The organism is Vibrio casei (genome assembly GCF_002218025.2).
In the GTDB taxonomy this organism is placed as follows: domain Bacteria; phylum Pseudomonadota; class Gammaproteobacteria; order Enterobacterales; family Vibrionaceae; genus Vibrio; species Vibrio casei.
In genome coordinates this window covers 2251427-2273823 of sequence record NZ_AP018680.1, presented here as the reverse complement: position 1 = coordinate 2273823, position 22397 = coordinate 2251427, and the positions used below count along the sequence as shown (strand labels likewise).

The following is a 22397-nucleotide window of genomic DNA, read 5'->3' as shown; positions in this document are numbered from 1 at the left end:
CTTGAATAGAGTACAAAATTGGTTAAAATTTAATCGTGAATTTCAAATCACGAACTTAAAGTGTTTAGGATTAATTAGTTACCAAGGAGGCACATCATGAAAAACTTTCGTTTTGTAACATTTTTGTGCGCCCGATTGGTGAAAATTATTAGTCATCACTGTCACCCTATTTCTCATCGAGTAATAGGGATGTCTACCATGATGTCCGATAAACGAAATAACTAATTATTCCGTAACCTCTTGGCTGCGGAAATAGCAGCCGATAGGATACCTGTCTTTATCTCCCTTCATGCTGCTATTTTCCCCATCATTATTTTGGAGAAAATTATGCGTCATTCTATTTATATTCAACTTGCCACATTATTGATTAAAGCGGATATCAAGCGTGATGAAAATGCTTGGAAAAGAAAGATACGCCGTTCTCAATATGAAATTCCTTGGCATAATGAACATTTATTACGAGATATTGGTTTAGATATCACTGGCCGACCATTAGGTGAAAAATCACGTCCATCAGTGAAAGCGGAACGTCGCGTGAGCTTAATGCGTCGATTACTTCAAGCTCGACAGAGTCCATAAGATGGAGTGCTGGTAAAGAATATTTACTAGCACCTGAAAAAAGGGAAGCGACTCATAGTGGATTGCTTCCCTTTTTTAATTATGAAAAGTATGATTTAAATGAACTTGGCCTTTTATGGGCAAGGGTTTGAATACTCAAGGCTTACGGCAAAAAGATCTTTTATGATGCCATCTGAAAGTTCAATATCAATACTATCAATATTGGCTGTAAGTTGCTTCATGGTGGTGGCACCAATAATATTAGATGCAACAAATGGGCGTTGGTTAACAAAAGCGAGCGCCATTTGTGCAGGATTGATACCGTATTTGTTTGCGACATCGATATAAGCTTGTGTTGCGGCTTCACCTTGTGGGTTCATGTAGCGAACAAAGCGTTCAAATAAGCTGCAACGGGCGCCCTTGGGGCGAGCTCCATTCAAATATTTGCCACTTAATACGCCAAAGGCGAGTGGAGAATAAGCTAATAATTCAACACCTTCGTGATGGCTGATTTCAGACAGACCGATCTCGAAGCTTCTATTTAGTAAATTATACGGATTTTGTATTGAGACTATTCTTGGTAAATCATGCTTTTCAGCCAAACGCAGCAAGGTCATAACCCCCCAAGGTGTCTCATTGGAAACACCAATGTAACGAGTTTTTCCCGCCTTTATTAATTCAGCTAAGGCTTCTAAGGTTTCAACTAAAGAAACTTCTTGTTGTTCGTCTAGATAGGGATAATTGAGTTGGCCGAAGCTATTTGTACTACGTTGTGGCCAATGGATTTGGTAAAGATCGACATAATCTGTTTTCAGGCGTTGTAAGCTCGTGTCTATTGCAAGGTGAACATTACGACGGTCAAGGCTCATATTGTCGCGAATATGAGTCATTCTACCTGGGCCCGCTACTTTCGTTGCCAAAAGAATTTTTTCCCGTTTCCCTGATTTTTCTAGCCAATTTCCTATATATTCTTCTGTGGATCCTTGGGTTTCAGGTTTGGGAGGCACTGGGTACATTTCTGCGGTATCGATGAGGTTTATGCCGCGTTCTACCGCATAATCTAATTGATTGAAGGCATCGGTTTGTGAGTTTTGCTCTCCGAATGTCATTGTACCTAAAGAAATTTTACTTACTTCAAGGGTTGAATGCGGGATCTTGTGATATTTCATTGCACTTCCTTGTCATGATATGAAACGAATATTTCCAATATATAGGAAAACATCGGTTTGAGTAAGTGAAGAAAGATCGATAGGGATAATGTTTTATTTTGTTCTAGACTAAAACAATAGCGTTGTTTTGAATCACTCAACGTTGACAGAATATGAACATGCCGAAGGAAGATAACATGAAAAAGCAGCAGCTCGATCATTGGCTTCAGGCACGCAAAAATGAGTTATGTGATCCACCCAAAGTCTTTGTGGTAAGTTGTGCGGATCTTTCACATTATTCATTAGCGGTTGAATACAAACATAAGTTAGAGCCAATTTTAGTGAAAGATCAATTAGCCTATTTTAATTCTTTGGAATCAGTAAAAGATGAGTTGAGAAAACTTGGTTTATCATCGGCTTATCTAAGATTACATAATGCGTATGATGAATTTGGTCATCATGGTGATGTGATTTACCAAGATATTGAACTGTATTTGGTTTCTTAGTTTTAGATTATTTAAATGAACGATCTTTTTACTAAAGAACCAATTACCACTGAAGCCATATTCATTAAATATATGGTGAGAGCTACGTAAGCCCTAAATGATGCTTTAATATTTGTTCGGTAAACTGAGTGCGTAAATAAAAGCCTCTTGGCATGGCCTTTATTGGTTGGCCTAATTCGCTGTAAGCTTCCGTGACGACTTGGCTGTTTGCAGCTTTCGGTCTTAATTGCATAACATGCCCATGCTTTGCTGTGATTTGTTCAACTTTGCCTAATACAATAAACTCCATTAGCTCTTCCCAATCTTGCTTGAGTTGCTGCTCTTCTTCTGAGGTCGGGCTCCAGATTAAAGGTAGTCCGACACGACGATCTGCAAGCGGGATCTCTCTTTCTCCTTCGATAGGAATCCACAGTACTCTGGATAACTTATGCCTTACATGACTATCTTCCCATGTTAAACCATGGACACCAGTAAGAGGCGCGACGCTGACAAAAGTTGTTTCTAATGGTTTACCACTGTAGCCGATTGGGATTGTTTTTAGTTCGATCCCTAGGTGTTCAAAATCAGGCTGAGGTTTACTGCCAGACTCCGCGCCTAAATGCCATTCCAATAATTGACCAACCCATCCTTTTTCTCTTTTTAAGTTATCAGGAATGGCCATGTTGGCTTGTTGGGCTAACAAACCAAAAGGTCTACCAACAATATGTTGTGCACGAATAAGAAGTTCTTGTTCAGATCGAGGAGGTAATGGCATAGTTTCTTTTGCTAATCGATAATTTGTAAGTTTAAAAACAGGATCATGGTACAACATTTCTTTATGTGGATCTTACTAGTATCAAATTATAGTTATCCACAGGAAGGTGGTATGGTAAAAATAAAAGCCTTATTCTGGATCAATTTATTCACATTTGAAGTAAGTTTAGAACATGATTGAGCTATTATTAACCCATTTATAGGTTTCTTGTGTGGATAATGTTTAGCGTGGTGGATCTTTGACCGATCAACATTGAACAAGGATCTTTTTGGATCTTTATTGCGGTGGGATACTTTGATTTTTTATTATATTATTGTTTTTTAATGAAATAGTTATCATATGTAACGTGGCGAGACTGCTTTTTATTCAGTGGTTGCTATGGTGTTTTTTTCTTTTCTCATTTTCTTCACACATTTATTCACAGAAATAGTGAATAAAATCCACCTCGCACTATTATTTGTGTTGATAACTGGGGTTGATATAAATTTTTATTCAAGAACTGCGTGTTAGCTAATAAAAAACGCCAGTTTGTGCACTTGAAATTTGCCCCTTTTGTGGATATGTGAAAAAATCAGCCTCAACAGAGATTTATATTAGAGGTTAGCCGTGATTGATGGCGATGGTTACCGCTTAAATGTGGGAATTGTAATATGTAACAACCATGGTCAGGTCTTCTGGGCGAAACGATACGGACAGCACTCTTGGCAGTTTCCACAAGGTGGAATGGATGAAGGGGAAACCCCTGAAGAAGCCATGTACCGAGAGTTGTATGAAGAGGTTGGTCTGACCAAAAAAGACGTGAAGATCATCGGAGTGAGTCGGCATTGGTTGAAGTATAAATTACCAAAACGCCTTGTTCGTTGGGATTCAAAACCGGTTTGTATTGGACAGAAACAGAAGTGGTTTCTACTGAGATTAGAATGTGATGAATCGAACATCAACATGACTCTAGGTCGAACCCCTGAATTTGATGGATGGCGATGGGTAAGTTTTTGGTATCCAGTTCGGCAAGTTGTTTCTTTTAAACGTGATGTTTATCGACGAGCGATGAAAGAGTTTGCGGCTTTTGCTATGCCTTTTCGTGAACTAAAGGTAAAAGGTAAGCGTAAACTGCGTCGATGATTAACGCTTTAAGTTGATAATCTCGTTATGGTCTTAAAGCAAAAATAGGGTGTAATGAAGAATGCTGATTCAACTGAGGGATATTGTTGAACAGGTCTCTAAGGTAGATGATGTTCGTCAAGCTTTGGATATCTTGGTCAAGGACACTTGTAAGGCGATGAAAACGGAATGTTGTACCGTTTATTTGGCTAATAATGAAAAGAATCGGCTTGAATTGATGGCAACCCAAGGCTTAAAATTTTCAGGTCAAACGATTCATATTCCTTTTGAAGAAGGTTTGGTTGGTTTAGTGAGACGCAGCGCTGAACCTATCAATTTGGCGAATGCTCAAGAACACCCTAATTTTAAATATTTTTCAGAGTTAGGCGAAAATATTTATCAATCTTTTCTTGGAACTCCGATTATTCACCGCCGCCAAGTCCTGGGCGTTTTAGTTATCCAGCAACGATCTTCTCGTTTATTTAGCGAAGTTGAAGAATCATTTCTCGTCACACTTGCGGCTCAATTAGCGGTGATTATTGCCCATACTCAAGCACAGGGGCAGTGGCTTTTAAATAAAACTAAAGTTCGTTCCCTTAAAGGAATTCCTGCTTCAAGTGGTATCGCTATTGGTACGATGTGGTGGGATGATACCCACCCTGATTTGTCTCAAATATCTCCCGCATCTTGCTTAAATGTGACTCAAGATCAAGAGTGGTTAGCTTTAGCTATTGAAAGTGCGATTGCTGATTTTAGACGCATGAGAAAGCGTTTTGACACTGAATTGAATAAAGATACGCTTGCGATTTTTGAACTCTTCATACACTTACTGCATGATCCTATGTTAAGAGCAGATCTTAATGCTCAAATAGAAAAAGGGGATCGCGCCGATTGGGCTGTACGGCAAGTTATTGAAATATATTCAGACCGGTTTGCAAAAATGACCGATGCCTATTTGCGGGAACGCTCGAATGACATTAAAGAGCTTGGGCAGCGTTTATTGTATTTTCTGCATAACAGTGAAGTGAGAGAGACCTCTTTCAAACATCCGGTTATTCTTGTTGTTCGAGAATTAACCGCTTCGATGTTGGCAGCTATTCCGAAAGAAAAACTCCTTGCGGTGATTTCCTTGGAAGGCGCTGCCAATTCTCATGCGGCTATTTTATCTAGAGCGCTTGGCGTTCCTGCCATTATGGGGGCGAAGATCAAGCCTGAGTCCGTGATGGGAAAATTGGGCATTGTTGATGGTTATAGTGGCGATATATTTATTGAACCTGCGGCTCAACTACTTAATGAATATCGATCTCTGGCTAATGAAGAAGAAGAGCTGTCAGAACTGATTGCTCAAGAATTATCTCAACCAGCATTTACACAAGATGGTCAACGTGTTGAACTAATGCTTAATGCTGGGTTAAGCGCTGATACTAATATTTCGATTAATCAAGGAGTTGATGGTGTAGGGCTATATCGAACGGAAATTTCTTTTTTGCTGCAGCATCGTTTTCCATCGGAAGAAGAACAAACTCAGCAATATCGAACGATTTTATCTTCCTATCCAGATAAAAGAGTAGTGATGCGCACTTTGGATATTGGTGGAGATAAAGCTTTGCCTTATTTTCCTATTGAAGAAGACAACCCATTTTTAGGGTGGCGTGGTATTCGCTTTACTCTCGATCATCCCGATATATTTCTTATTCAATTACGATCCATGCTAAAAGCCAGTACAGGTTTGGGCAATTTGAACATTATGTTGCCGATGATTTCTGGTTGTCAGGAAATTGATGAGTCCTTATTACTGATTGAGCGAGCCTATTTGGAAGTATCTGAAGCAGATGAAAACATCCAGCGTCCTCAGATAGGCATTATGCTTGAAGTACCATCGATGCTGTATTTATTACCATTAATAGCGGATAAAGTTGACTTTGTTTCTGTTGGGACGAATGATTTAACCCAATACCTGTTGGCGGTTGATCGTAATAATTCGCGGGTATCGGACGTTTATGAACATGTCCATCCTTCCGTTGTTATGGCTCTCAAACATATTTTTGAAACTTGTAAACAATATGATTTACCAGTCTGTATTTGTGGAGAGTTAGCAGGTGATCCTATTGGAGCATTATTACTTATTGGGCTCGGATACCGTTCGTTGAGTATGAACACTTCGAATGTGGCCAGAATTAAATATATTTTGAGAAAATCAGACTCCAAGCAATTAGAAGATTTAGTTGAAAAAGCGATTAAGCAACCTTACGGTAGCGAAATTCATAGCATGATGTTGACTTATTTAGAAGAAAGAGAATTAGCCGGCTTTATTCGTGCAGGCAAAAAGTAGAAAAGACTGCATCCATTTAGTGTTTACTTTATGATATGCGTCATTCAGTGAGCCTGTTTGGATTAGCATTGCACTATTTGTCTCTTTGCTTGTCAGACATTATTCACCATCATTATTTCCATTTTTTACAGAGAGACTTTTATGAGTCAGGGATATTTTATTTTCCCGCAGATTGATCCGATCATTTTTTCAATTGGACCGATAGGCGTGCGTTGGTACGGATTAATGTATTTACTTGGCTTTGCTTTTGCGATGTATATAGCAAACCGCCGAGCGGATAAAGCTGGTAGCGGCTGGACTCGTGAACAAGTTTCAGATTTATTATTCGCTGGATTTTTGGGCGTAGTTTTAGGTGGACGCATTGGTTACGTACTTTTCTATGGCTTCGATTATTGGATGGCCGATCCTCTATATATTTTCAAAGTATGGACCGGTGGTATGTCCTTCCACGGAGGATTATTAGGTGTTATTACCGCGATGTGGTGGTATGCACGTAAAAATAAACGTACTTTCTTTGGTGTTGCTGACTTTATTGCTCCTTTAGTACCATTTGGATTAGGTGCAGGTCGTATCGGTAATTTTATTAATGGTGAATTATGGGGGCGTGTCACCGATGTGCCTTGGGCGGTAATTTTCCCGACGGGTGGGCCTTATCCAAGACATCCTTCTCAGTTGTATGAGTTTTTCTTAGAAGGCGTGGTGTTATTCTTTATTCTTAATTGGTTCATTCGTAAGCCAAGACCTGCTGGTGCAGTCTCTGGATTATTCTTGATTGGTTATGGTACTTTCCGTTTTTGTGTAGAGTTTGTTCGTCAACCTGATGCGCAATTGGGCTTGTTTGAAAACTTTATTTCAATGGGGCAAATTTTATCAACACCAATGATTTTGATTGGTGCATTAATTATGATTTGGTCTTATAAAACGCAAAAGCCCACGACACAGGCAACAAGCAAACCAACCAAAGCAATGAAAGGGAAGTAAGTTTGAAACAGTATTTAGATTTATGCCAACGTATTATTGATGAAGGCCATTGGATTGAGAATGAGCGTACTGGTAAGCGCTGTTTAACGATCATTAATGCGGATTTAACTTATGATGTTGGTAATAATGAATTTCCTTTAGTGACCACACGCAAAAGTTTTTGGAAATCGGCAGTCGCTGAGCTTTTAGGGTACATCCGTGGCTATGATAACGCGGAAGATTTTCGTAAGCTTGGTACCAAAACTTGGGATGCTAATGCGAACTTAAATGATGCTTGGCTCGATAATCCTTACCGTCAAGGTGAAGATGATATGGGTCGTGTTTATGGGGTTCAAGGCAGAAGTTGGGCCAAACCAGATGGTGGGCACATCGACCAATTACGTAAAATTGTCGATGACTTAACCCGTGGTGTTGATGACCGCGGTGAGATTCTAAACTTCTATAACCCAGGTGAGTTCCATATGGGATGTTTACGCCCGTGTATGTACAGCCATCACTTTTCATTACTAGGTGATACCTTATATTTAAACAGTACGCAGCGCTCTTGTGACGTCCCTCTTTTATAACCCTATCTATTAAATGAACAGTTAGTAATTAGATATATGATCCGCACCAGCAGTTTTGGACACCGAGTTAAGTGAGTACAATCACTAACGAGGTGAACCATGACAAGCAAGAAAAAACGTATTATCCATTCCCCTGAATTTAAAGCAGAAGCCCTGAAGCTAGCAGAGAAAGTGGGAGTAGCTGCGGCAGCGAGACAACTGTCGTTACACGAATCCCAGATCTATGGTTGGCGTAAGTCAGCTAAGAGCGACACCAGCACCAGTCAGCGGGAAAAAGATCTAGCCGCTGAAGTTGCCAAACTCAAACGACAATTGGCTGAGCAAGCTGAAGAGCTAGATATAGTAAAAAAGGCCGCCACCTACTTCGCGAAAAACCTAAAGTAGATTGCTACGAATTTATGCTCGAACACCTGCTGTGCTTCAGAGTTGCCCGCATGGCTAAGGTGTTCGGTGTTTCACGAAGTGGGTTTTATTACTGGATTAAGCATCGCCACAAGGCCATCCAGCGCGAGGTAACTCGCCAAGAGCTTGATACGAAGGTCAAAGAGGCTTTTGATAATAGCAAAGGTCGTGATGGCTCAAGGCGCATCCAGAAAGAGCTGGCTGAGAACGGTGATAGCCGTAATGTTAAAACCATTGCCGCCAGTATGAAGCGGCAGGATTTAACGCCGAAAGCGGCACGTAAGTTTAAGTGTACGACGGACAGCAAACATAAAATGCCAGTTGCTCCGAACCTGCTGGCTCAGGATTTTAAGGCAGAGGCTCCGAATCAAAAGTGGGCGGGAGACATCACCTATGTTGCGACAAGCGAAGGCTGGCTGTATTTGGCGGTAATCATTGACCTTTATTCCAGGCAAGTAGTCGGTTGGTCTATGGATACCAGAATGACGGCAACTCTGGTTTGCGATGCGTTATCAATGGCCTTGTTCCGTCGAGGGTTCCCTGAGCAGGTTATCGTTCATAGTGACCGAGGTAGTCAGTACTGCTCAAAAGATTATCGAGACATCATAACTGCTTATAATCTAAAGCAAAGTATGAGTAGGAAAGGAAACTGCTGGGATAATGCTTGTGTTGAGAGCTTCTTCCATTCATTGAAAGTTGAAGCGATCCAGTATGAGCCGATCATGACGCGAGACGAGATGCGCCAAACGATCTTTGAATACATAGAGGTTGATCTGCTCCAGCCAGACTGGACACTTCATTAAGCGACATTTTGCTGTTCAAAGTTAACAGGGCTTAGATACCCAAGAGCACTGTGCCTTCTTGTCCGATTATAATCAACCTCTATGTACTCGAAGATCGTTTGACGCATCTGGTCTCTCGTCATAATCGGCTCATATTGGATCGCTTCAACTTTCATCGAATGGAAGAAGCTCTCAACACAAGCATTGTCCCAGCAGTTTCCTTTCCTACTCATACTTTGCTTTAGATTATAAACAGTTATGAGGTCTCGATAATCTTTTGAGCAGTACTGACTACCTCGATCACTATGAACGATAACCTGCTCAGGAAATTCGCGACGGAACAAAGCCATTGATAGAGCATCACAGACCAGCGTAGCCGTCATTCTGGTATCCATAGACCATCCGATTACTTGTCTTGAGTAAAGGTCAATAATTACTGCCAAGTACAACCAGCCTTCGCTTGTCGCAACATAGGTGATGTCTCCCGCCCATTTTTCATTCGGAGCCGCTGCGTTAAAGTTCTGAGCCAGCAAGTTTGGAGCAACTGGCATTTGATGCTTGCTGTCTGTCGTGCACTTAAATTTACGTGCCGCTTTCGGCGTTAAATCTTGACGCTTCATACTGGCCGCAATGGTTTTCACATTGTGGTTATCACCGCTCTCAGACAGTTCTTTTTGGATTCGCCTTGAGCCATCTCGGCCTTTGCTGTTATCAAAAGCTTCTTTGACCTTTGTATCAAGCTCTTGGCGAACTGCCTCGCGTTGGCTAGCCTTATGGCGATGTTTAACCCAGTAATAAAACCCACTTCGGGATACCCCGAATACCTTAGCCATACGTACAATATTGAAGTACATCAGGTGTTCGAGCATAAATTCGTAGCAATTTACTTTAGATTTTTCGCGAAGTAGGTGGCGGCCTTTTTTACAATTTCTAGCTCTTCTGCTTGCTCAGCCAACTGCCTTTTGAGCTTGGCAACCTCTGCGGCTAGCTCTTGTTCTCGCTGACTAGTATTGGTGTCTTTCTTCGAGTTCTTCCGCCACCCGTAGATTTGAGATTCATGTAAAGAAAGCTGCCTTGCAGCCGCAGCTACTCCCACTCTCTCTGCTAGTTTTAGGGCTTCTGCTTTAAATTCAGGGGAATGTTTAATTCTAGTTTTCTTAGTTGTCATTGTTCACCTCGTTAGTGATTGTACTCACTTAACTCAGTGTCCAAAACAGCTGGAGCGGATCAGGTTGATTATAATCGGACAAGAAGGCACAGTGCTCTTGGGTATCTAAGCCCAGTTAACTTTGAAAATCAAAATGTCGCTTAATGAAGTGTCCAGTCTGGCTGGAGCAGATCAATATCCTCGTTTTTGTTTGTACTGAACTTTAATGTGCCGTAGTTAATTTGCATAGTATGCAATCCTATCTATAGTTAAGATGGCTTAGTGCACACTTCGAGGGTGTATGGATAACTCTGTTGTCATCTCTGTTGGTAAGAGGCTTGATGTCTCAAACTCTGTAGCTCATGAAAATTATGATTCGTATCCAAATGACTTTTTATTGTCTGAAGGTGTCGTTGTTTTTAATGAGCGAATGGAATTGTTACCGCTCGTATCTGATTTTCTAACTCACTATAGAATTAATCATAGTGACTATTCCGTAAAGACCTACGCAAACAACCTGCTCTATTTGGTTAAATATCTTACTACGTATGATGATAATTACATCGGCTCTAAGCGAGACGATTGTCTATTGACCGTACATGCAACAGAGATTCAAAAGTACTTTCAATATTGCAGAAGTAATAAAGATAAGAACGGCATAAAGAAAAGGTCTATAGGTGGAAAAACCATATCCAATAGAGATGCTACTTACTGCAGGTTTTTCTCTGAATTTCTATGTAACTCACCCGCCGGTTACAAGTCTCTTAGAGAGGAAAACCCTTATGAGAATGGCAGTCTAGTCATAGCCGCTAAAGAGTCGTTAATTAAACCCGCACTTTTCTTAGAAATAGAAGCTTTGATCCGTGTAGCCCACCATGAGAGAGAAAAGTGCCTTATCCAATTTATGTACGATTCAGGTGTACGCCGTGGAGAGGTGGAAAGTATATGTCAAGAAAATATCTTAAGGTTATCTAGAGAGTGTCGGAAGAGCATAATTGTGGATAAGAATACAATTCAGTTACCTTCAGAGTATGTTGCTATGGAAATCAAAGGTAATAAAGGTAGAGGAAGAGAAATCAAATTTAGAAATACGGTTGTTTCAAAAGAAACAATTAATAGAGTTCAAAGATATCACTCAAGCCTTGAATATAAAAAACATAAAAGAAAGTGGGGTCAAACCAGTACTCCAGCCTTCTTGAATCAAAATGGTGATCCATACACACCAAACGCTGTTAGTAAGTTAGTCACAAAATTATCTAATAGAGCGTTGAAGCTTGGATTGATACCTCTACCACTCTCTCCACACAAAATTCGACATGGTTTTGGTGCAATGCTTCTAAATTCAGAGGATCTAGGTAGGTCACAACTGGACAGACTATTACTGTTACAGCAATGCTTAGGGCACAATTATTTAACTACAACCGAAGGCTATACAAAAATACCTGTCGGAATCTGGGCCAAATTTGTAGATAGCAGTGGAGCAGCACTCAAAAGATATCAGTTGATGAAAAAGCTAAAAGATAGAACCAGATCGAAGAAAGGAAGCATTAAGTGAAGCTTGAGGAAAATAGAGATCGTCTTCTCAATTGGTGGCAGGGGTTGACGGATGAGCAAAAAAAATCAGTTCCGACAACAACGAGAAACTCCATCGACTTGCGAGATCTATTCGCTGATGCACCGATAAGCTACCAAAAAATTCGTAAAGACTTGAAATATGAAATCGATAAGATAAACGCAGAGCTTAGGTCGTTAGGTGTTTTGCCCGATGTTGATGCATACAGAGACCGTTTACTTAATTGGTGGCAAGGGTTGACGGATAAGCAAAAAAAATCGGCTCCGCTCAGAAATGGTAAAACAATCGACTTGCGAGATCTATTTGCCGAGTCTCCGGTAAGTTATGGGGTGATACGCCGGTACTTGAAAAAAGAGATTAAGCAGATAGATACTGAGCTTAAGTCACTAGATGTTTTATTTGATGTGGAAACATACAGAGATCGTTTACTTAATTGGTGGCAAGGGTTGACGGGGGAGCAAAAAAAATCCGTATCGACCTTAAATGGCAACACCATTGATCTGAGAGATCTATTTGCCGAAGCTCCGATAGGTTATGGGCAAATACGCCAATACTTAAAAGAAGACATTAATAAGATCGAAGCAGAGCTTAAATCGTTCAATGTTATATTCGATGTTGAAGCATACAGAGAGCGTCTGCTCGATTGGTGGCAAGGGTTGACTGATGAGCAAAAGCAATCAGTTCCGACTACAAATTTCTGCACCATCGACTTAAGAGATCTATTTGCCGAAGCTCCGATAGGTTATAGGCTAATATGTCGATACTTAAAAAAAGACATTAATAAGATCGAAGCAGAGCTTAAATCGTTCAATGTTATACCTGAAGTTGAAGCGTACAGAGAGCGTCTGCTCGATTGGTGGCAAGGGTTGACTGATGAGCAAAAGAAATCAGTCTCGACCACAAAAAGTAACACCATCGACATGCGATCTTTATTTGCTGATGCTCCAGTAGGATATGGCCTAATACGCCGATACTTAAAAGAAGACATTAATAAGATCGAAGCAGAGCTTAAATCGTTAAATGTTATATCTGATGTTGAAGCTTACAGAGAGCGTTTACTCGATTGGTGGCAGTCGTTAACGGATGAGCAAAAGAAATCAGTCCCTACCACAAAAAGTAACACCATCGACTTGCGAGCTTTATTTGCTGATGCTCTGGTAGGATATGGGCTAATACGCCGATACTTAAAAGAAGACATTAATAAGATCGAAGCAGAGCTTAAATCGTTAAATGTTATATTCGATGCTGAAGCATACAGAGATCGTCTACTCGATTGGTGGCAGTCGTTAACGGATGAGCAAAAGAAATCAGTTCCGACCACAAAAAGTAACACCATCGACTTGCGAGCTTTATTTGCTGATGCTCCGGTAGGTTATGGGCTAATACGCCGATACTTAAAAGAAGACATTAATAAGATCGAAACAGAGCTTAAATTGTTCAATGTTATATTCGATGTTGAAGCTTACAGGGAGCGTCTACTCAACTGGTGGCAGTCGTTAACGGATGAGCAAAAGAAATCAGTTCCGACCACAAAGAATCGCACCATCGATTTACGTTTTCTATCTGCCGAGTTTCCAGTAAGTTATCAGCACGTACGCCGATACTTGAAAGAAGACATCGATAAGATAGATAAAGAGCTTAAAGTATTAGGTGTCTTGCCTGATATTGAAGCATGTAGAGAGAGTCTGCTCAATTGGTGGCAGTCGTTAACGGGAGAGGAAAAAAAGGCTGTTTCAACCTCAAAGAATACAATCGACTTGCATGATCTATTTAATAAAGCCCCGATAAACTATGAGGCTTTACGAGTACATTTGAAAGAGGATATCAAAAAAATAGATGCAGAGCTTAAAGTCTTAGGCGTTCTATACAATGATGATGATGAAGTGATTGCAAAATTAATGCATGAGTTCATCTCTGAGTGCAAATCCAACCCTGAGTTGTTATGGGATATAGAACTATCAGTTAAAGGGAAAACAAGGTTGAAGCTGGTAGCAGAAGAACCAGATAGTTACTGGGAAAAAATTGGGTTCGTCTCTACAACATACCTGTCAAAGAAGCTTTTCTGCAGAGTCGCAAGGTTACAATCTCCAGCTTTGCTTGAGCTTAGAAAGGTGCTCAACCAATTGCTATTGAAGCACGAGGTCACTTTTCCTTATCATGAAATTAAAAGCAGTAGCCATTCTGTTTGTGCAGACCTTAATTACCGTAGAGTTTTTCTTAAGTGGAAAAACAGTTTAACGGATAAAGAAAAACTGGTATTGCCAATGCAAGGTAAGGCACTTCGGTTAAAAGCGTTCAGTGAATTAATTCCTATCGAACGCAACTTAGCGAAATTTCCATTGTTCCAGTCAGAATATCAACGTTTTTCAAGTGAGCTACTTGAGCTTAAAGGTATTGATTATAAAACGCTCAAAGAGCGTACAGAAATACGTAAAGAAAAAGCGTTAGAAAAAGGGGGAAGTAATATATCGCTATTTAAGATGTTACGAGATAAAAAACTGGTTTCCATAGAGGACTTTAGCTCCAAAAAGGGGCATTACGAAGATGTGAAACTTGCATTTGCAGTTTCATCTTTAAAGGTAACATCAAATTCATCCATAGGATCTTACCATTTGGGGTGTAATCAATATTGTGATTTCTTAGAAAGCAAAGGTATTTCACCAGAAAGCACGTACAAAGATTGCTTTGATTTATGGTCTTTGAGAAGTTTTAAAGAGTATATAGGCGAAAAAATTAAAATAGGGGCATTATCAACAAGCACGGCGAACACACTGTTATCAATGTTACGAATAACCTTGGATAAACTTAAAACAATTCGAAATTTAAACTTTAGTTATTATCCTGCAAATGGGTTTGAAATAGTTAGGAACTGGGTCGCATACAAGCCTTACTCGCCAAATGAAAGAAATCAAATACACGAAATGCTAGAAAAGGAAATGGTGCTAGCTAAAAAAAAGCTAGCGCCATACCAGAGATTAGATAGAAGTAGGGCTAATCTCGATGACCCAAAGATCCAAGCAAGGATTATTTTTGAAGATGACTGTAAATGTGACCCTGTACACTGGTATTCAAAAGATCGCACTAAAGGACAGAATCGGTTTGCTGCTTTTACTAGCAGTAGAAGGCTTTCTGTAAATGAATTGTACGATGAATGGGGACTGATTACTCGAAAAGTGATAAGTCGTGAGCTCGGTGTGTACATATTAAAAATGGCGCAAGTTCTGGGGATGAATCTTAACTCTATTCTTGATCTAGAATTGGATGATTTCCAAGAGCACCATCCACTTACTAATAAGCCCTGCTTAACTTACTGGAAAGAGCGTTCTACAGGGGAGAAGTTGTTACATCTAGACTTATTTCATGCTGACCTGCAATGGCTAACAATAAGCCAGAAGAGCTTTGTAGAAAGTGTGTTTAATGAAGTTATTCAGTTGACCTCAGAGGCAAGAAAATATGCACCAGATGAATTGTCAAATAGACTTTTTATAACTTATTACAAAAACACCTCCACTATAAGCGAGGTGACTATGTCTTTATTTTACTCTGAATTGGTAGGAAAATATCAACTAAAAGATGATAAAGGTGAACCTTTGGTTCTCACCACAACCAGATTCAGACCAACGCTTGTGAGTGAGTTAATCGATGCAGAAGTTTCAATAAGAGAGATCCAATACCTGCTAGGGCATGCTTCTATTTTAACGACGATAAACTACCTAGATACATTAGACTTTGATAGAGTTGCGCAAGAGAAAGCAAGAAAAGCAATAGAGAGTATTTATACTAACTCTGTTCATGCAATTAAGCACAGTTCTAATCAGAAACAACAGCGTAGATTTGATGATTGTGAGATCATCATGAAAACTCCCCTTGGTGGCTGCAAAAATATATTTTCTCCCCCCGACTTCATCAAGAAGTCATCCCTTTACGTCAAGGGAAAGCCATGTAGTCAGTACAATAAGTGCTTATCTTGTGAATATGTAATGCTAACAGAAAAACACCTTCCAGAGCTATTTTCGATGCAAAGAGACTATCTGGCATCGTTAGAAAGTGGTGCTGTTGTTAATACGCCCTATTTTTTCGTGGTACAAGAAAATATCTCACTGCTTGATGACATATTGAACCCAGAAACGTCGGAATTTGAAGAAGATATTTTGATACAAGCCAAAGAAGACTCATTATTTATTGAAACCACAATACTTGATTCATGGGGAGGTTAACAATGGACCAACGGCAGTTAGAACATTTACAGAAAATAAATCAGTATTGGAAAGAGATTTTTTCTAATTTATCCGTTTTAAATAAAATTAATAAAGACGAGGATGATGATGAAGTTAATCCGTATATAGCCCAACTTGCTATGTTAAGAGTATCAAATAATAGCGTATTCAGAGATATGGTTTGGGACTACGATGAGGATACTGAAAATCGAGCTGCCTCAGTTACTTTATCAGCCGTTCAGCTTAATTTTAGTCGCCATATGCATATCCCACTTGGAGTCATCACTGAGATAAAGTGTTTATTTTTAGCTGTTAATGCATCACCAAAAGACTTCGGGCATAGAAAAAATGAAATAAAGCCGAATACTTTGATTTCAACATTTCAACGTGGGCTTAGCTTTTTAGATTTTGTTTTCTCCGAACTGCAGAAGAGACTCGGCGAAGATTATGTACAATTTGAATGTAATAAACTTTCCAAAATCTCGTTGCTAGATTTTGAAGAAGCAGCAGCAAAGACCACGTTAGCCATTACACGCAAGAAGAAAGGGAAGTTATCTGCTTATCAAGCATTTTTTGATTACTTAAATACGCAAAAAGCAAAACAAGTTGTTGGCATAGAGTGTGACGCCGATTTTGACGTGATAAGAAAAGCGTATGAGAAAGGTAACAAGAAAAAGTATGATAGTAAAAGTGAAAAACTTCCCTACCTTGAAACAAATATATTCGATTTAACTCTTAGGAAAGCTTCATTTAATGTAGTGAGCTTTTTAAAGTCAGTTGATGAGAAAGTGAATGATCCTGTTATGGAACAGCATTATGATGTACTAGCTACAATGTATGAAAAGTTCCCATATTCAAAAAAAGAATTTCACGACTATGGTGCTTATCGTTTATCTCAGCAAGGCTATTCAATCACTTATATCAACACTGCTTTTCCCGAAAATGAAGTAGCAAAATTAGTTTCTAATGTGCCAGTTACTATTTCAATGGTAAATACACGTTTTCGGAATAAATATGAAAGTTCCAACATTTTTCGTGTCTCCTTTAATAAGGCGTATTTATCGGCACAGTGGGTTATCGGGACACTCATGGGGGCAAGACCAAATGTGTATTCGGACCTAAAGCTTGATGGCTGTTTGGATTTGGAAGACAAAACCATCGTATCGGAGGAGCATAAGGGGAGAGATAATCGATGGAATTTGTTTAATGATCGCTGGGTGGCGATACCAATTATTATCGACGCATTTAAAGTGATAGAGTTGATAGGTGGTAAAATATTCCAAAAAAAATATGTATTTTCAAGTACTTATACATTAAGTGCTGGGGAAATAAACACACCTACAACAAGCCTATCTTGGATTACTGAACAGGCCTTCTCGGCAATAACAGGACTATCTCTAAAAGATATTAATAGCAAACTCAATGGTTATGTATTCAGACACAGTTTAGCGCATCAAATGTATAGAGCAGATGTTGGCTTGCCTATAATTTCGTACCAATTAAAACACATAGTATCAGCAACAGATGCTCTTTCACGCAAGGGGAAAGTCAGTCAAACAACGCTCGGTTATGGTGGTATCGCGAATCAATTAACAAATGATCAGAGCAAGTCGCTAGATATGAGACATGCAGCTGAACTAGAGGCGATTAAAGCAAATTTTGACCCGACTGGAAAATATATGGGGGGAAAAGCCGATGAGCATATATTAACAATTAAAAAGTTTTTTAATGGCTGTATGGAAGCAGGATATTCAGAAGATGAAATATATGAGGCGATGGTTAAGCAAGGGTTAGCTATTATCAATGTAGGGAGTGGGTACTGTTTTGGTGGAGTCGAAAATTTTGATGAGACCTTACCATGTATCGGTGGTTTGAGGTGTAACCCTGTTCGTTGTCATAATGCGGTAGTAACCAAAGCGAATGCACCAAAATGGCGAGAAATATACCTTTCAAATCTAAAACTGATCGGTCTAGATGGATACGAGGATAGGCAAGATCAAATTGGCGAAGCTATAGAAGAGTCGAAAAGGGTTTTAGAATATTTAGGTGAGGACTTGATCTGATGGCTGAATATGATAAAAAAAATCAAGAACTTTACGATGCAAATACCGATAAAATCTGGTCTGCATTGGATTCCATAAGGCAAGATAAAAAGCTAAAGCTTACTACTAAGCAAATAGTTGAATTAACTGGACTTCATCGTAATAATTTTGGTCCTCAAGGCGCGAGGGGATGGGTAAGTGGTGAGCTTGATCTGATAAAGAAGCAGCGAGCAGAAGATATTAGGCGTAGCAACGTAACTAAGAAACAACAAGAAAATAACTTGCAGGAGTTACTTGATCAGTCCAAGTTAGAGATCTTGCATTGGTTTACTAAATACTCAGAATTAGGAAGAGATCTAGATAAATTAACAATTCGTTCTAACCGTGATTATGAAAGTCTTGAATGGCATAAAACAATGCTCGAAAAAGAACGTAAAGCCAAAAAAGAGCTTGAGGAGAGGATTGAGTTATTGGAGTGCTTATTAAATGCGGAGTCAGTCAATAATGGGGCTTAGCGCCCTATTATTGTTAAAACTAAACCGAAAATGGGTATTTGATTGGTTCGTGATGTTGGTAGTCAACCACTTCGAAATCATCGACTGTTACCCACGTTTCCAAGTCATTTAGTGACTTGATATTAGGATTAATAAGGAGCTTCGGTGCCGCGTAAGGCTCTCTCTTAATCTGCTTTTTCATTAGCTCTATTTGGTCTTCATAGATATGAGTATTGACGATCTTATGGAACGCTTTGCCTGCCTTTACCCCTGTGATCTGAGCTGTGATCTGAAGCAGCCAAGCCACTTGAATTTGATTGAAGACTAAGCCAAGAGGTACGTCACAACTGCGTTGAGTGCTGTTTAAATAGAGGGTATCACCAAGCAGTGAAAAGTGGTGGCTGTACATGCAGGGGCGCAAACAGCCCATGTGGAACTCACCAGGGTTGTAAAAGTTAAGGATTTCACCCCGGTCATCAATGCCTTTGTTTAGATGATCGATGATCTTCTTATATTGATCGACAAAACCACCATCAGGTTTCGACCATTTACGTCCCTGAACGCCGTATACACGGCCCATGTCATCTTCACCTTTACGATGCGGGTTATTAAGCCACGCTTCATTGAGGTTGGCGTTAGCGTCCCAAGTCTTGGTTCCTACTTTTCGGAAGTCAGCTGCGTTGTCATAGCCACGTAAGTAGCCAAGCATTTCTGCAATAGCGCTTTTCCAAAAAGTTTTTCTTGTTGTTACTAGAGGAAATTCATTAGCGGCTACATCATATTCTAAATCTGCATTAATAACAGTTAAACAGCGTTTTCCTGTTCTTTCGTTCTCAATCCAAATTCCTTCATTAATAACTCGCTTACACAAGTCTTCGTACTGGCTGTGTTTGCTCTTCATTATATCTACCAAATATCTTTTCTATTCATTATATTGTGATTTTTTATCTTATCCCTCTATCCGTCACAAAAGGTTAGAAAGTGATAATTTTAGGCACAGTACCATATAACATAGGATTTATAGTATAACTAAAAATTCATGGATCGTAAAAAGTGATAAGTTGTGCAAAAAATGTACTCTTCCTGAATGCATTGATTATATTTGACAGGGAAATACACCTTAGATCTATTGAAATCATACTAAATAATTGGCAGCCGCTTTATTTAAATGATACATAATTAGTACCCATACTATTTTTACATACTATTGTAATGTAACTATTCACCCAGGAGCTATTGACAGCAAATTTATGTGACTGAGTTAACTTGATCCCACATTCAACTTGAGTGATCTGATCTGCTCCAGCCAGACTGGACACTTCATTAAGCGACATTTTGATTTTCAAAGTTAACTGGGCTTAGATACCCAAGAGCACTGTGCCTTCTTGTCCGATTATAATCAACCTCTATGTATTCAAAGATCGTTTGGCGCATCTCGTCTCGCGTCATGATCGGCTCATACTGGATCGCTTCAACTTTCAATGAATGGAAGAAGCTCTCAACACAAGCATTATCCCAGCAGTTTCCTTTCCTACTCATACTTTGCTTTAGATTATAAGCAGTTATGATGTCTCGATAATCTTTTGAGCAGTACTGACTACCTCGGTCACTATGAACGATAACCTGCTCAGGGAACCCTCGACGGAACAAGGCCATTGATAACGCATCGCAAACCAGAGTTGCCGTCATTCTGGTATCCATAGACCAACCGACTACTTGCCTGGAATAAAGGTCAATGATTACCGCCAAATACAGCCAGCCTTCGCTTGTCGCAACATAGGTGATGTCTCCCGCCCACTTTTGATTCGGAGCCTCTGCCTTAAAATCCTGAGCCAGCAGGTTCGGAGCAACTGGCATTTTATGTTTGCTGTCCGTCGTACACTTAAACTTACGTGCCGCTTTCGGCGTTAAATCCTGCCGCTTCATACTGGCGGCAATGGTTTTAACATTACGGCTATCACCGTTCTCAGCCAGCTCTTTCTGGATGCGCCTTGAGCCATCACGACCTTTGCTATTATCAAAAGCCTCTTTGACCTTCGTATCAAGCTCTTGGCGAGTTACCTCGCGCTGGATGGCCTTGTGGCGATGCTTAATCCAGTAATAAAACCCACTTTGTGAAACACCGAACACCTTAGCCATGCGGGCAACTCTGAAGCACAGTAGGTGTTCGAGCATAAATTCGTAGCAATCTACTTTAGGTTTTTCGCGAAGTAGGTGGCGGCCTTTTTTACTATATCTAGCTCTTCAGCTTGCTCAGCCAATTGTCGTTTGAGTTTGGCAACTTCAGCGGCTAGATCTTTTTCCCGCTGACTGGTGCTGGCGTCGCTCTTAGCTGACTTACGCCAACCATAGATCTGGGATTCGTGTAACGACAGTTGTCTCGCTGCCGCAGCTACTCCCACTTTCTCTGCTAGCTTCAGGGCTTCTGCTTTAAATTCAGGGGAATGGATAATACGTTTTTTCTTGCTTGTCATGGTTCACCTCGTTAGTGATTGTACTCACTTAACTCGGTGTCCAAAACTGCTGGTGCGGATCACCATTGATAAATCCAGAAATTCCACAATGATTAAAAATAACAACGTCAGTGGCGATCTCGCAGGACGTAATGTCATTAAAAAGCAATAAGCTAAACATGATGAATATTGTTCGTGGCAATACAGCCCAAGGCGATCTCGCAGGCAGAGACATCTACAAAAACTACAATGTCGCACGGGAACTGACGGCAATGGCCAAGCTAGTCGAGCAGTATCTTGCTGAGACGCTCGAAGGCTGATCCGAATGTTTGCAGACCACAAAATCAATGCGTAAGCGCACCTTGATGCGCAATGCCTTTTTTCAGTAAAATCTTAAATACTCCCGCATCAGAAACATGCATTACCATGCTTCACTAAAAGCCTGAGAAATTTGACTCCCCATCATGTATGAGTGACGCCAAAAGCAACCTAATTCACGCTCTGCCGATAAAGCGGGAGGAAGCTCCATCACTGCTAAATGATCCGGTAAATGCACATCTCTTACCCAGCCATACGGCAATAATGCATGACCATAACCTGCGGCAACTAAAGCCATTCGATGCTCAACACCAAGGCCATATGTACGAGTCAAGCCGGAGCTTAATAATTTACTTAAGCCTTCAGTAATTAGCGATGGAACAAAATCATCCTCGCTAAGTGGTAGTAATCCAGGCTCACAGAGCATAAGAGGATGGAGTTCAGGCTGAAGTTTATCGGCTCGCACTAGTAAGACAAAGTGTTCCTTGAATAAGCTTGTATATGCCATCCCCTCAGGAACCGACTGTGCTGCACTAATTAGCAAATCAATTTCACGGTTCTGTAAACGCCGTAACAGACCTTGATGCTTGCCACTAACCAACTCGACTTTAGTTTTACCTGAACGGTGAGCACAAATCTGGATGATCCGTAACAAGTTATCCGGTGCCAGTGAGGAAATCACTCCAATACGTAAGGTTTGCCCAAAGGGAAGAGCTAAGCCATCATCACGTAACCCCTCAAGCCGAGTCACGCCTTCTAAAATCACGGCGATTAAGTCTAAAACTTCCTTTCCAAAGGCAGTGGGTGTTATTTTACTCCCCCTTTCAAAAATGGGCTGTCCGAGAATTTCCTCTACTTTTTTTACTTGATAAGACAAGCCCGAGGTCGAAATACCCATGTCTATGGCCGCATAACGAAAACTACGTTTCATTGCGACGGCCTCAACTAAAAGCAAGTCACGCACAGACACTGCTGCTAGCTTGTTCGAAATTACTTCACGCACCGTCATAAACATTCGATTCC

General features: G+C 40.2%; 16 protein-coding genes and 3 pseudogenes. 13 read left to right on the top strand and 6 right to left on the bottom strand.

The genetic code is table 11. The features are described from left to right. Nucleotides 1–327: 327 nt before the first annotated feature. Nucleotides 328–579 carry a DUF1127 domain-containing protein gene (locus tag VCASEI_RS10690; protein WP_089110787.1) on the top strand — a complete coding sequence of 84 codons (252 nt, stop codon included), beginning with the start codon at nucleotides 328–330 and terminating at the stop codon, nucleotides 577–579. 113 nt (nucleotides 580–692) lie between these two features. On the opposite strand, the gene VCASEI_RS10685 is transcribed toward VCASEI_RS10690, so the two are convergent. Continuing rightward, complete coding sequence (locus tag VCASEI_RS10685; RefSeq protein WP_089110788.1) at nucleotides 693–1727, bottom strand: NADP(H)-dependent aldo-keto reductase; 1035 nt, start codon at nucleotides 1725–1727, stop codon at nucleotides 693–695. A 176-nt stretch (nucleotides 1728–1903) separates the two neighbouring features. Between VCASEI_RS10685 and VCASEI_RS10680 the strand changes: the two genes are divergently transcribed. Then, nucleotides 1904–2212 (top strand): DUF6482 family protein, encoded by a 309-nt coding sequence (locus tag VCASEI_RS10680; protein ID WP_089110789.1) that lies wholly within the window; start codon nucleotides 1904–1906, stop codon nucleotides 2210–2212. A gap of 82 nt (nucleotides 2213–2294) precedes the next feature. Here the strand turns inward: VCASEI_RS10680 and mutH are convergent, their stop codons facing one another. After that, nucleotides 2295–2966, bottom strand: coding sequence for a DNA mismatch repair endonuclease MutH (mutH, locus tag VCASEI_RS10675; RefSeq protein ID WP_086962119.1), 672 nt, complete (start codon nucleotides 2964–2966; stop codon nucleotides 2295–2297). Nucleotides 2967–3572: 606 nt separating this feature from the next. On the opposite strand from mutH, the gene rppH reads away from it, so the two are divergent. The 5 genes and pseudogenes from rppH to VCASEI_RS10650 form a co-directional block, all read left to right on the top strand. Next, nucleotides 3573–4088 (top strand): RNA pyrophosphohydrolase, encoded by a 516-nt coding sequence (gene rppH / locus VCASEI_RS10670; RefSeq protein WP_086961774.1) that lies wholly within the window; start codon nucleotides 3573–3575, stop codon nucleotides 4086–4088. Between the two features lie 61 nt (nucleotides 4089–4149). Next, complete coding sequence (gene ptsP, locus VCASEI_RS10665; protein WP_086961772.1) at nucleotides 4150–6399, top strand: phosphoenolpyruvate--protein phosphotransferase; 2250 nt, start codon at nucleotides 4150–4152, stop codon at nucleotides 6397–6399. 141 nt (nucleotides 6400–6540) lie between these two features. Beyond that, the gene (gene lgt, locus VCASEI_RS10660) at nucleotides 6541–7380 is read left to right on the top strand and encodes a prolipoprotein diacylglyceryl transferase (protein ID WP_086961770.1); all 840 of its coding nucleotides are present in this window, start codon (nucleotides 6541–6543) and stop codon (nucleotides 7378–7380) included. A gap of 2 nt (nucleotides 7381–7382) precedes the next feature. Then, nucleotides 7383–7940: pseudogene (locus VCASEI_RS10655) on the top strand (thymidylate synthase); the annotation flags it as partial. 105 nt (nucleotides 7941–8045) lie between these two features. Then, a pseudogene (locus VCASEI_RS10650) lies at nucleotides 8046–9121 on the top strand (IS3 family transposase); the annotation flags it as partial. 26 nt (nucleotides 9122–9147) lie between these two features. On the opposite strand, the gene VCASEI_RS10645 reads toward VCASEI_RS10650, so the two are convergent. Further along, nucleotides 9148–10298 (bottom strand): IS3 family transposase gene (locus tag VCASEI_RS10645; RefSeq protein WP_110957783.1). Its coding sequence is split into 2 segments (ribosomal slippage): nucleotides 9148–10055 and nucleotides 10055–10298, totalling 1152 coding nucleotides; the frame shifts between segments, so codons are not numbered across the junction. A gap of 60 nt (nucleotides 10299–10358) precedes the next feature. Here VCASEI_RS10645 and VCASEI_RS19885 point away from each other — a divergent pair. The 5 genes and pseudogenes from VCASEI_RS19885 to VCASEI_RS10625 form a co-directional block, all read left to right on the top strand. Then, nucleotides 10359–10442: pseudogene (locus VCASEI_RS19885) on the top strand (IS3 family transposase); the annotation flags it as partial. Nucleotides 10443–10578: 136 nt separating this feature from the next. Then, entirely contained in the window at nucleotides 10579–11832 is a 1254-nt protein-coding gene (locus tag VCASEI_RS10640) for a tyrosine-type recombinase/integrase (protein ID WP_110957800.1), read from the top strand. Next, nucleotides 11829–16067 (top strand): tyrosine-type recombinase/integrase, encoded by a 4239-nt coding sequence (locus VCASEI_RS10635; RefSeq protein WP_238321375.1) that lies wholly within the window; start codon nucleotides 11829–11831, stop codon nucleotides 16065–16067. Before VCASEI_RS10640 ends, VCASEI_RS10635 begins: the two co-directional genes overlap by 4 nt. A gap of 2 nt (nucleotides 16068–16069) precedes the next feature. Then, nucleotides 16070–18130, top strand: a complete 2061-nt coding sequence (locus tag VCASEI_RS10630; protein WP_110957799.1) for a hypothetical protein — start codon at nucleotides 16070–16072, stop codon at nucleotides 18128–18130. Next, nucleotides 18130–18624 (top strand): hypothetical protein, encoded by a 495-nt coding sequence (locus VCASEI_RS10625; RefSeq protein ID WP_110957798.1) that lies wholly within the window; start codon nucleotides 18130–18132, stop codon nucleotides 18622–18624. The genes VCASEI_RS10630 and VCASEI_RS10625 overlap by 1 nt, the downstream gene beginning before the upstream one ends. Before the next feature lie 19 nt (nucleotides 18625–18643). Here the strand turns inward: VCASEI_RS10625 and VCASEI_RS10620 are convergent, their stop codons facing one another. Together VCASEI_RS10620 and VCASEI_RS10615 are read right to left on the bottom strand one after the other, a co-directional pair. Beyond that, nucleotides 18644–19504, bottom strand: a complete 861-nt coding sequence (locus VCASEI_RS10620) for a thymidylate synthase (protein ID WP_110957797.1) — start codon at nucleotides 19502–19504, stop codon at nucleotides 18644–18646. Nucleotides 19505–19926: 422 nt separating this feature from the next. After that, nucleotides 19927–21077, bottom strand: a protein-coding gene (locus VCASEI_RS10615) for an IS3 family transposase (RefSeq protein ID WP_110957796.1) whose coding sequence is annotated in 2 segments (ribosomal slippage) — nucleotides 19927–20834 and nucleotides 20834–21077 — 1152 coding nt in all. Because the reading frame shifts where the segments join, the coding sequence is not laid out codon by codon here. Nucleotides 21078–21208: 131 nt separating this feature from the next. Here VCASEI_RS10615 and VCASEI_RS19445 point away from each other — a divergent pair. Beyond that, nucleotides 21209–21376 (top strand): hypothetical protein, encoded by a 168-nt coding sequence (locus VCASEI_RS19445; RefSeq protein WP_019282986.1) that lies wholly within the window; start codon nucleotides 21209–21211, stop codon nucleotides 21374–21376. A 101-nt stretch (nucleotides 21377–21477) separates the two neighbouring features. Here VCASEI_RS19445 and VCASEI_RS10610 read toward each other — a convergent pair whose 3' ends face one another. Then, complete coding sequence (locus VCASEI_RS10610) at nucleotides 21478–22389, bottom strand: LysR family transcriptional regulator (RefSeq protein ID WP_016239113.1); 912 nt, start codon at nucleotides 22387–22389, stop codon at nucleotides 21478–21480. Between the last annotated feature and the right edge of the window lie 8 nt (nucleotides 22390–22397).

Excerpts from the sequence above, each read along its gene's own strand:
- mutH (WP_086962119.1), bottom strand. The coding sequence starts at position 2,966 with ATGCCATTACCTCCTCGATCTGAACAAGAACTTCTTATTCGTGCACAA.
- VCASEI_RS10610 (WP_016239113.1), bottom strand. The coding sequence starts at position 22,389 with ATGTTTATGACGGTGCGTGAAGTAATTTCGAACAAGCTAGCAGCAGTG.
- VCASEI_RS10620 (WP_110957797.1), bottom strand. The coding sequence starts at position 19,504 with ATGAAGAGCAAACACAGCCAGTACGAAGACTTGTGTAAGCGAGTTATT.
- lgt (WP_086961770.1), top strand. The coding sequence starts at position 6,541 with ATGAGTCAGGGATATTTTATTTTCCCGCAGATTGATCCGATCATTTTT.
- ptsP (WP_086961772.1), top strand. The coding sequence starts at position 4,150 with ATGCTGATTCAACTGAGGGATATTGTTGAACAGGTCTCTAAGGTAGAT.
- VCASEI_RS10680 (WP_089110789.1), top strand. The coding sequence starts at position 1,904 with ATGAAAAAGCAGCAGCTCGATCATTGGCTTCAGGCACGCAAAAATGAG.
- VCASEI_RS10630 (WP_110957799.1), top strand. The coding sequence starts at position 16,070 with ATGGACCAACGGCAGTTAGAACATTTACAGAAAATAAATCAGTATTGG.
- VCASEI_RS10685 (WP_089110788.1), bottom strand. The coding sequence starts at position 1,727 with ATGAAATATCACAAGATCCCGCATTCAACCCTTGAAGTAAGTAAAATT.
- VCASEI_RS19445 (WP_019282986.1), top strand. The coding sequence starts at position 21,209 with ATGTCATTAAAAAGCAATAAGCTAAACATGATGAATATTGTTCGTGGC.
- VCASEI_RS10690 (WP_089110787.1), top strand. The coding sequence starts at position 328 with ATGCGTCATTCTATTTATATTCAACTTGCCACATTATTGATTAAAGCG.
- VCASEI_RS10640 (WP_110957800.1), top strand. The coding sequence starts at position 10,579 with ATGGATAACTCTGTTGTCATCTCTGTTGGTAAGAGGCTTGATGTCTCA.
- VCASEI_RS10625 (WP_110957798.1), top strand. The coding sequence starts at position 18,130 with ATGGCTGAATATGATAAAAAAAATCAAGAACTTTACGATGCAAATACC.